Raw genomic sequence first — 10060 nt, 5'->3', positions numbered from 1 at the left:
CCGGTCCCACCGCCACCGGTCCCGCCGCCAGTCCCACGGGCTCGGCGGCACCGGTGGCAGGCCATCCCCGCCGCTGGCCGGTCCTCGCGGTTCTCGTCCTGTCGGTCCTGCTCACCGTCCTCGACGGGACGATCATCAACGTGGCGCTGCGGGTCCTCGCCGATCCGGAGCAGGGGCTGGGCGCGACCCAGACCCAGCTCGAGTGGGCGATCAACTCCTTCACACTCGTCTTCGCCGCGCTGCTGTTCACCTGGGGCATCCTCGGTGACCGGATCGGGCACCGGCGCACGCTGGTGACAGGGATACTGATCTTCGGAGCGTCCTCCGTCGGCGCCGCGTACGCGGACACGCCAGCCCAGCTCATCCTGTGGCGGGTGGTGATGGGAATCGGCGCGGCCGCTCTGCCGCCGGCCACACTGGCGATCATCATGCATGTCTTCCCGCCGTCCCAGCGTCCCCAGGCGATCGGCATCTGGGCTGGTTCGAGCGGCCTTGCCGCGGTACTCGGGCCCATCGTCGGCGGCATCCTGCTCGGCCACTTCTGGTGGGGATCGATCTTTCTGATCAACATACCCGTCGTGCTCGTGGCGCTCGCGGGCACCGTGGCGCTGGTCCCCGAGTCCCGTGACCCCGCGCCCGGGCGGCTCGACCCGCTCGGGGTGGGGCTGTCGATCTCCGGCATCATGCTGCTGGTCTTCGGCATCGTCGAGGGCGGGCGGCTCGCGGACTGGACGCAGGGCCGGGTGCTCGGCCCGCTGCTGGGTGGCCTCGCGCTCCTGGTCGCGTTCGTCCGCTACGAACTGGCCATCGGCCATCCGGCGCTGGACGTCCGGCTCTTCCGTGACCGCCGGATGTCCGCGGCGGCCGTCGCCGTCGGGCTGGCCTTCTTCGCGATCTTCGGACTGACCTTCTTCATGGTCTTCTATCTCCAGAGCATCCGCGGGTACAGCCCGCTGGAGAGCGGACTGGCGCTGCTCCCGCTGGCCGTCGGCCTCGGGATGTTCTCGGCACGCTCCCCGAAGCTGGCCGAGCGGCGCGGCTACCGGCTGGTGGTCTCGGCTGGCCTGCTGCTCGCCTCGCTGTGTTTCTTCGGCTATGCGTTCCTGGACGCGGACTCGCCTGTCTGGGCGATACTGTTGATCTTCTTCCTGCAGGGCATCGGTATGGCACACGTGATGCCCCCGGCTACCGAGGCGGTGATGAGCCTGCTGCCGGCGAGCAGGGCGGGAGTGGCCTCGTCGATCACCAACGTGACCCGTAACCTCGGCGGAGCCCTGGGCATCGCCGTGCTCGGCTCGCTGCTCGCCGTCCGGTACCGGGACGGGCTGGAGCCGCACCTGGCCACTGTGCCCCCATCCGCCCGGGCGGATGCGACCGAGTCGGTGGAGGCCGCCCGTGTCATCGCGGCGTCGCTCGGACCATCCGGGAGGACGTTGTGGGCCGACGCGTCCGACGCCTTCGTCTCGGCGATGCACAGCACGGCGATCGGGTGCGGGCTCGCGGGGCTCCTCGGGGCGGCCGTGGTCGCGGTGGGGATGCCTGGCGCGCGGGAGTCGGCGACCATGCACCACCAGATCCCCCAGCCGGCCGCGCCGGGCCCCCAGCCGGCCGCTTCCCGCCCGGTGGGATCGCGGCCGTCGCAGTCGTAGCTGTCGAAACCATGGTCCAGTGACGTCGCGGCATCAGGAGAACCGGTGACATATCGTGGTGGTACGGGGACGTCCGAACAGGATTCCGCTGTCCGGGCGGCGCAGTCGGACGACCGGTCCCAGGAGTTCTGGCGGGCCCACTTCCTGCGGGAATCGACGCGTTCCCTGTCGTCCGCGGCGGCCCACCTTGCCGGCGGCGAGGCTGTCGAAGCGCTGTACCTGGCGCGTCAGGCACGCTTCTTCGTAGAGGCGATGCTGGCGCAGGCGGCCGCGGAGGCACGGGCGGCCGGGCACAGCTGGGATCGCGTCGGAGAGGTCCTCGGCCTGAGCGGGACAGCGGCTCGTGACGCGTACGCGGATGGCGCGGCGCGGGGATTCGTCGCCGAAGCGGGTGGCGTCGAGGTGCTGACCCGTATCGTCGACCGCTTCTACGGCAAGGTCGCGGCGGACGACGTACTCGGGCCGATGTACGGGGAGGACATCGCCGGCGCCGCCGAGCGGCTACGCGCCTTCCTGATCCAGTACTGGGGAGGCCCGCGTAGCTACTCCCCGCTGCGAGGACATCCGCGGCTGCAGATGCGCCACGCTCCCTTCCCGATCAATGCCCGGGCCCGGGAGTCATGGCTGCGCCTGATGGCGCAGGCCCTGACCGAGGAGGGCCTGCCCGCGCCGCTGGAACGCATGCTCTGGGAATACCTCGTGGACGGGGCACATGCCCTGACCAACACCGGGTGACGCGAGGGGCGGACGCCGGCTTCACCCGCGGGCAGGGCCGGGTGGGTGGCGGCGGCACTGTCAGGCGGGCTCGGGCGATCCGGTGATGCGGCCGCGATGGGCATAGATCGCAAGCTGGGTCCGGTCCCGCAGGTCCAGGCGTCGCAGGACCGCCGTCAGGTGGCTTTTCACGGTGGCCTCGGTGACGAACAGACGGGCAGCGATCTCCGCGTTGGACAGCCCGTCGGCGACCAGTTCCAGCACCTCGCGCTGCCGCTGGGTGAGGCGGATGTCCACACCCTTCATCGCGGTGCCGACCGTGGGAACGGGTGCGGAGGGTGCGGAGGGTACGGAGGGCGCGGTGTCGCCGCCCCCGGTCGGCCCGGTGGAGGACGGCCGCCCTGCCCAGCAGGCCGCGAGGTGGCTGGCGACGGTAGGCGCCAGGGTGATGTGACCGGCCGCGGTCGCGCGGATGGCGTCGAGAAGATCGGCAGGCGGGATGTTCTTGATCAGATAGCCGCGGACGCCGAGGCGCAGCGCCTCGGCCGCCAGGTCGTCGGAGCCTCGGCGGGCGGTGATGATGATGTGGGGGCGGCGATCCGGCAGGGCCGCGGACAGCTTGCGGATGAGCGGGAGGACGCCGGCTCCGTCCAGGTCGCGGTCGACCATGCAGATGTCGGGCTGGAACTCCTGCGCCGCCAGCAGGAGATCCGCGCTGTCCGCCACGTCCCGCACGACGGTGATGTCCGGTTCCCGGCTGAGAATCACCCGCATCCCCGTCCGTACCACGTCGCAGCTTTCGGCGAGAAGCACCCGTATCGTCCGGGTGGGCCGGGCTGTGGCATGTCCGGACACTCCGGGCTTGGACACCTGCGCCTCCTCCGGGGAATCCACAGACGACACGCACACGGCCCGGCCGGCGGCATCGACGGGTGGGCGGCCGTGGAAGAGCCCACCTTCAAGGTCTTCATGGACGGTGTACGGCATCATAACCCCTTCGACCGTCACGGGAACGATCTCGGCTACCCGGGGCCGCTTGTCCGGTGGGTCCGCGAGCATCCGGGTAGTTGAACAACCTGTATATCAACCCGGCGCCACGCACACACCATCGTCAGATAGATGATACCGCTCCGCCGGCGGCGGAAGATTTTCGTCCTTCTCCCGGATGGCTTCTCGCACCCGAGAATACCAGCCGCCCGACAATAACTGTCCGTGTACGGCGGCGGGCCGGGGCCCGGCGGCGGTGGGCCGCCGCCGAAGCCGCCGCGGCGCCGGATCCGGCCCGCGTCGATGTGATCCGGGCCGTGACCAGGAAGACCAAAGCCGGAATGATCATATATCTTTGACGTTACCGGGGGCCGGAGTCACCGGATCATCGGCTGGCAACACCGGAGATCGTCTTCGAAGTGGCCCACCTGGTGTTCCTTATCGCCGTTTGCCTTCCAGGAGGTGCGCCACCCGTGCCGTGATGAGACGTAACGCGGCCGGCACCGGAATCTGAGTCTGTCGTAACCGCGACAGACCTTTTCCTCGATCATGCCGGCACGGCAGGCTACGGCATGAGTCCAGAACAGGATACGCCGCCCTGCGTCGGCAGCTGAGGATGCGCCGGCAGGCAGCCGGTCGCCGTCCGGACGGGGGGAGCGGAATGGATGGACGCTCAGGGCCGGATATCGCGGCGGAGAATACGGTGCGCGGAGCGGGCGACGAGTCCACCCGCCCCGTACGGATTCTGCTGGTCAACGGCCATCCTGTCTTCCTGGCGGGGCTGCGTGCGCTGTTGGAGGCCACCGCGGTGGGCGAGGTGGTCGGTGATCTCACGAACGGCGCCGACATCATCCCCGCGGCTCGACGGCTGCGTCCGGATGTCGTCATCTTCGATTTCGACGACGACGACAACGATGTGCTGGCGCTGACCCAGCGCATCTCGCGGGAATGCCCGAGGACCGCCGTACTCGTCCTCACCGGACGGCATGACCAGCGGACCGTCGCGGCCGTGGTGCGGGCCGGTGCCCGCGGATGCGCCTTCAAGGCGGCGCGGCCGGAGGACCTCGCGCGCGCGGTGGAGGCGGTCAGCCACGGCGAGGTGATCTTCGGTGCCCATATCGCCGACAGCGTGTTACGCCACTTCGACGCCGCCGGGGCGGAGCAGCCTCCGTTCCCCGAGCTCACCGAGCGGGAGCGCGTGGTGCTCTGCCTCGTCGCGGACGGCTACTCCACGGCCGCCATCGCCGGTGAGCTGGCCCTCACCACGAAAACGGTGCGCAACTACCTGTCGAAGATTTTCGCGAAACTGGAAGTGCGGGACCGCGCCGAGGCCGCGGTCATTGCCCGGCGTGCCGGGCTCGGGGGCTGAACAGCCCGCGGAATGAACCCCGGGGAAATCTCCCGCAATCACCGCGGCTACCCGCTGCCGACAGCATATGCCGGCGGCTGTCCCCCGCGGGACAGTGAGGTACGTCACCATCTGGGATGCGTATTGTCGTCCAGCCGACTCCGCCACCGCCCGTCTCCACCTTTTGTCGAAACCGTGGCCCGGAAAATTCCCAGGCAGTTGGGACATCTGACTCATGACGCTGGGACAAATCATCGGGGACGATGAAACAGCCGCAAGGCGATGACAGCCGGACCACGTATTTCCAGGAGATCGCCGAACAACGACATCTGACCGGCAGGCATCCACCCCGCCGGTGCCCCCGAAAGCACCGGCCGGTGCTGTTCACCGGCGTTCCCGTTCGACGGCCCGACGTGAAATCCGCGGCAGCCCGGCCATCGCCGGACGGCGAGACGGTACCAGCCCTGGGCGGGTGCTGGTTCGCCCGCCGGTGGATTTCCCCGAAGCGGAACACCGCACAGCAGGACGTGGCACAGAGGTGAAGGCGGAACCATGCAAAGGACGTTGATCGTCGCAAGGATCACGCCGGGCGCGGAAGCCGAGGTCGCGCGTATATTCGCGGCCTCGGACCGTACCGGCCTGCCCCAGGTCGCCGGGGTGTCGCACAGATCCCTTTACAGCCTGGGTGACCTGTATGTCCATCTGCTCGAAACCGAGCATGAAAGCACCCGCGTGCTGGCCGACATCAGGAGCCAGGAGGAGTTCGGGCGGGTGACCGCGGAGCTGGCGCATTTCATCCAGCCCTATCTGCCCACCTGGCGGTCACCCCGGGACGCAGTGGCGCGCTGCTTCTACACCTATGAACCGGACGGCTCCCCGGCGAGACGGGTCGCGACCGGGCCTGCGCGGGCCGAGGCATGAGCCCGGCGGCCACCACCCCGGCCACCACCGAATGGGTGCGCTGCCGGGCCTGCTCCGCGCTCGTCTACGGGAAACGGTTCGCGCGCAACCTGTTCGTCTGCCCCGAATGCGGTGACCACGGGCGGGTCGGCGCACGCCAGCGGATCGGGCACCTGCTCGACCCGGACAGCTTCACCCCCCTCGAGCTCACCCCGACCGGCTACGATCCCCTCGATTTCTCCGACGGCAGACGGTACGAGGAGCGCTGGCACGAGGCGCGCCGCCGCACCGGCCTGCCCGAGGCGGTGCTGTGCGGCACGGGCCGCATCGGCGGGCGCGAGCTGGCCGTCGCCGTCATGGACTTCTCCTTCATGGGCGGCAGCCTCGGTTCCGCCGCCGGAGAAATGATCACCTTGACCGCGGAGCTGGCCCGGGAGCGCCGGCTGCCGTTCGTGGTCGTCACAACCTCGGGAGGCGCCCGCATGCAGGAGGGCGCCCTGTCCCTGATGCAGATGGCGAAGACGAGCATCGCGGTCGGCCAGCTGCGCCGCGACGGGCTGCTGACCGTCAGCGTCGTCACCGACCCGACCTACGGCGGGGTGGCGGCGTCCTTCGCCACGAACACCGACGTGGTCCTGGCCGAGGCCGGGGCCCGGCTCGGCTTCGCCGGCCCCCGGGTCGTCCGGCAGACCACCGGCGAGCGGCTGCCCGACGGCTTCCAGGGAAGCGCCTTCCTCGCCGCCCGGGGGCATGTCGACCTGGTCGTGCAACGCGCCGAGCTGCGCCCCTGCCTGAGCAGGCTGCTGGCGGTGGCCGCGCCCGGGCGCCGCCCGACGAAGACCAGGCCGGCCATCCGGGAGGCCCGGCCCCCGGCGCCGCGGCAGGAACATGATCCGGTCGCCGCGGGTGCGGCGGCGCGGGTACTGATCCGGGATCCGCGGCAGCTGCGCGACCGCGACCCGTGGGAGCGGGTACGCCTTGCCCGCGACCTCGGCCGCCCCACCACCCTCGACCTCGCCGCCCGGGTGTTCGACTCGTTCCTGGAGCTGCGGGGCGACCGGACGCACGGCGACAGCCCGGCGATCGTCGCCGGGCTGGCCGAGATCGGCGGTGTGCCGGTGGCGGTGGTCGGCCACCAGAAGGGGCACACCACCGCGGAACTGCTCAGCCGTGACTTCGGCCTGGCCAAGCCGGAGGGGTACCGCAAGGCGCTGCGCATCATGGAACTGGCCGAACGCCTCGGCCTGCCCGTCGTGACGCTGGTCGACACCCCCGGCGCGCACCCTGGGGTCGAGGCGGAGGAACGCGGCCAGGCCTCGGTGATCGCCAACGCCATCCAGCGGATGAGCGCGCTGCGGGTACCGGTGGTGTCGGTCGTCACCGGCGAGGGCGGCAGCGGGGGCGCGCTCGCCCTCGCCGTCGCCGACCAGGTGCTCATCGTCGAGAACGGCGTCTACACGGTCATCAGCCCCGAAGGATGCTCCGCGATCCTGTGGAACAACAGCGCCCGCGCCCCCGACGCGGCCCGCTCACTGGGCCTGGACCCGCGGACGCTGCTGCGGGCCGGCATCGTCGACGCGGTCGTGCCCGAACCACCCGGAGGCACACAGGCCGACCCCGGGACGGCCGCGGACACGCTGCGCGCGGCCGTACTCGAAGCCCTCCTCCCGCTGCTGGCCGTGCCGCCCGACGAGCTCGTGGCCCGGCGCGCGGCCCGCTTCCGCGGCTTCGGCGCGGAAGCGGTGGACGTACCGGCCCGCACCGGACGCCGGCAGGAGCAGGAATACGCGCAGGTGCCGGCATGACCCGCGACGAGGCCCCCGAGGTGGCGCCCGACGGGCGGATCGAGCTGCTGGCGGCGGTGCGGGAGCACGTCAGCCGCCTCACCCGCGACCTGCCCGGCCAGCCCAGCCGCCTGCGGCTGCGCTCCGGCGACGTCGTGCTGGAGGTGGAGTGGGCAGCCCCGCCGGCGGCCGGGCCGTTACCGGCAGGTGCGGCCGACAGCACCGGGATCCAGCCGGCGCGGCAGGCGAGCGACGCCGAGGCGTCCGGCACGCCGTCCGGGCCGGTCGTCACCGCACCCATGGTCGGGACCTTCTACCGGTCCCCCCAGCCGGGGGCGGAGCCGTTCGTGCAGGTCGGCGACCTGGTCGCACCGGGGGACACGGTCGGAATCCTGGAGGCGATGAAGCTGATGAACCCGGTGCGCGCCGAGGCCGCCGGCAAGGTCGACCGGATCGCCGTCGCCGACGGGGAGCCGGTGGAGTTCGGGCAGGTGCTCATCACGCTGGTGCCCGTCGGATGAGCGGGCTGGCCAGCGCTGCGGCCGGCGGCGCGACACATGGGGTGATGTGAGGTGTTCCGGAAGGTACTGATCGCGAACCGTGGGGAGATCGCGGTACGGGTGGCGCGGGCGTGCCGCGAGCTCAACCTCGCGGTCGTCGGCGTGCACTCCACCGCGGACGACGTCGAGGCGCTGCGCCGGCACGTGGACGAGACCGTCTGCATCGGGCCGGGCCCGGCCGGGCGCAGCTACCGCAACGCCGCGGCACTGGTGGAGGCGGCCCGCAGGACCGGCGCGGACGCCGTCCACCCCGGGTACGGGTTCCTGTCGGAGGACCCCGACTTCGCCGAGATCTGCGCCGCCAACGACCTGGTGTTCATCGGGGCGCCCGCGCAGGTCATGGCCTGCCTCGGTGACAAGAGCACGGCACGCACCCTGATGCGGGAGGCCGGGCTGCCGCTGCTGCCCGGCAGCCGCGAGGTACCCGGCGACGTCGACGAGGCGGCCCGGCTCGCCGCCACCGTCGGCTATCCCGTCATCATCAAGGCAGCCGCCGGCGGCGGGGGCAACGGGATGACCGTCGTGCGCGAGCCCGGTGGCTTCGCCCGCGCGTTCGCCGAGACCCGCGCCGTGGCGCGCGCGGTCTTCGGTGACGACCGGGTCTACGTCGAGCGCTATCTGGAACGGGCGCGGCATGTCGAGGTACAGGTCCTCGTCGACGAGCAGGGCACGGGGATCCACCTCGGCACCCGGGAGTGCTCCGTGCAGCGACGCCACCAGAAGCTGCTGGAGGAGGCGCCCGCCCCGGGGCTGGATCCGCAGCAGGCCGCCGCGATCGCGCGGGACGCCGTCCACGGCGCGCTCGCCACGGGCTTCCGCGGTGCCGGCACGGTCGAGTTCCTGGTGGACGCCGACGGCCGGCACTACTTCATGGAGATCAACTGCCGGATCCAGGTCGAGCACCCGGCCACCGAAATGGTCACCGGCTGTGACATCGTCCGGGAGCAGGTGCGCGTCGCGGCGGGCCTGCCCCTCGGTCTGACCCAGCAGGACGTGCAGATCCGCGGCACCGCCCTGGAGTGCCGGGTGAACGTGGAGGACCCCGCCAACGACTTCAGGCCGACCCCCGGCCGGATCGAGCGCTTCCTCCCGCCCGGCGGCCCGTTCACCCGGGTCGACACCCATGCCTGGCCGGGGTACGTCGTCGGGCCGCACTACGACTCGCTGCTGGCCAAGGTCATCGTCTGGGCGCCGCGGCGCGACGAGGCGATCGCGCGGGCCGACCGGGCACTGGCCGAGTTCGAGGTAGCCGGCCCGGGGGTGCGGACCACCATCCCGTTCCTGCGCCGCGTCCTCGCCGACGAGGAGTTCGCCAGCGGGCGTTACGCGACGTCCCTGGTCGACCGCCTGCTGGCCGGCACGCCACCGGAGCCGGGCAGGCGGCGCTGAGCCTCGGCCGGCCGGCCGGCCGAGGAAAGCCCGTCCGGCCCCTGGGCCTCCCTGGGCCAGATCGGTGAGCCGACAAACAGACGAACAGGAACTCGCGGAAAAAGAAACCGGCGGAAAGCCGGCGGGAAAAGAACAGAAAGGGAAGAAGGACTGTGAGCACGAACGAGACGATCACATCGGTCACACCGACGGAGATCGAGAACATCCTCGTCACGGAGACGGGAGTAGGCCCCGAGACGATCCGCGCCGGTGGTGGCACGACCCCCCTGGTCGACCTCGGCATCGACTCGCTCGCGGTGCTGCAGCTGCAGGGCGCGCTGGCCGACAGGTTCGGCGTGGAACTGCCCGAGGAGGCCGGTGGCTGGACCGTCACCCGCATCGTCGCCTTCGTCAACGGCGACCTCGCCGGGAGGCGCTGACGTGGCCGGGCACACGGAGAACACGATCGTCATCAGCGCGCCGTTCGACCTGGTCTGGGACATCACCAACGACCTGGAGCGCTGGCCGGCCCTGTTCACCGAATACGCCTCGGTCGAGGTACTGGAGCGGATCGGCACGACGGTGCGCTTCCGGCTGACGATGCACCCCGACGAGCAGGGACGGGTCTGGTCGTGGGTGAGCGAACGGACCCCGGACCGGCAGCGCCGGGAGGTCCACGCCCACCGGGTCGAACCCGGCCCGTTCGAGTACATGCGCATCCACTGGCGCTACGACAGCGACGGCGACGGC

Annotated in this window: 10 protein-coding genes; 9 read left to right on the top strand and 1 reads right to left on the bottom strand. The window is 71.3% G+C overall.

The genetic code is table 11. The features are described 5' to 3' along the window. The coding region (locus AC5LSR_RS02710) for an MFS transporter (RefSeq protein ID WP_493468110.1) at positions 1 to 1649 on the top strand (1649 nt) is incomplete at its 5' end. A gap of 45 nt (positions 1650 to 1694) precedes the next feature. Then, on the top strand, positions 1695 to 2384 hold the full coding sequence (locus AC5LSR_RS02705) for a globin (RefSeq protein ID WP_445548376.1): 690 nt from the start codon (positions 1695 to 1697) through the stop codon (positions 2382 to 2384). A gap of 60 nt (positions 2385 to 2444) precedes the next feature. On the opposite strand, the gene AC5LSR_RS02700 is transcribed toward AC5LSR_RS02705, so the two are convergent. Then, a complete protein-coding gene (locus tag AC5LSR_RS02700; protein ID WP_250280692.1) occupies positions 2445 to 3233 on the bottom strand; it encodes a LuxR C-terminal-related transcriptional regulator in 789 nt (262 codons plus the stop codon). An 820-nt stretch (positions 3234 to 4053) separates the two neighbouring features. Between AC5LSR_RS02700 and AC5LSR_RS02695 the strand changes: the two genes are divergently transcribed. The 7 genes from AC5LSR_RS02695 to AC5LSR_RS02665 form a co-directional block, all read left to right on the top strand. After that, positions 4054 to 4719, top strand: a complete 666-nt coding sequence (locus AC5LSR_RS02695) for a LuxR C-terminal-related transcriptional regulator (protein WP_250280695.1) — start codon at positions 4054 to 4056, stop codon at positions 4717 to 4719. 531 nt (positions 4720 to 5250) lie between these two features. Continuing rightward, positions 5251 to 5619 (top strand): TcmI family type II polyketide cyclase, encoded by a 369-nt coding sequence (locus AC5LSR_RS02690; protein ID WP_250291279.1) that lies wholly within the window; start codon positions 5251 to 5253, stop codon positions 5617 to 5619. Further along, positions 5616 to 7403, top strand: coding sequence for a carboxyltransferase subunit alpha (gene accA / locus AC5LSR_RS02685; RefSeq protein WP_493468109.1), 1788 nt, complete (start codon positions 5616 to 5618; stop codon positions 7401 to 7403). Before AC5LSR_RS02690 ends, accA begins: the two co-directional genes overlap by 4 nt. After that, positions 7400 to 7903, top strand: coding sequence for an acetyl-CoA carboxylase biotin carboxyl carrier protein (locus tag AC5LSR_RS02680; RefSeq protein ID WP_250280702.1), 504 nt, complete (start codon positions 7400 to 7402; stop codon positions 7901 to 7903). The genes accA and AC5LSR_RS02680 overlap by 4 nt, the downstream gene beginning before the upstream one ends. Positions 7904 to 7954: 51 nt before the next feature. Further along, positions 7955 to 9331, top strand: a complete 1377-nt coding sequence (locus tag AC5LSR_RS02675) for an acetyl-CoA carboxylase biotin carboxylase subunit (protein WP_250291284.1) — start codon at positions 7955 to 7957, stop codon at positions 9329 to 9331. Between the two features lie 152 nt (positions 9332 to 9483). After that, positions 9484 to 9750, top strand: a complete 267-nt coding sequence (locus tag AC5LSR_RS02670) for an acyl carrier protein (protein WP_250280705.1) — start codon at positions 9484 to 9486, stop codon at positions 9748 to 9750. A gap of 1 nt (position 9751) precedes the next feature. Continuing rightward, positions 9752 to 10060 (top strand): SRPBCC family protein (locus AC5LSR_RS02665; protein ID WP_493468108.1); only part of this gene is annotated, 309 nt, incomplete at its 3' end.

It is taken from the genome of Protofrankia sp. CiP1_Cm_nod4, assembly GCF_982290645.1.
Note: the sequence above shows the minus strand (reverse complement) of the source record. Positions and strands in the feature narration are given on the sequence as shown.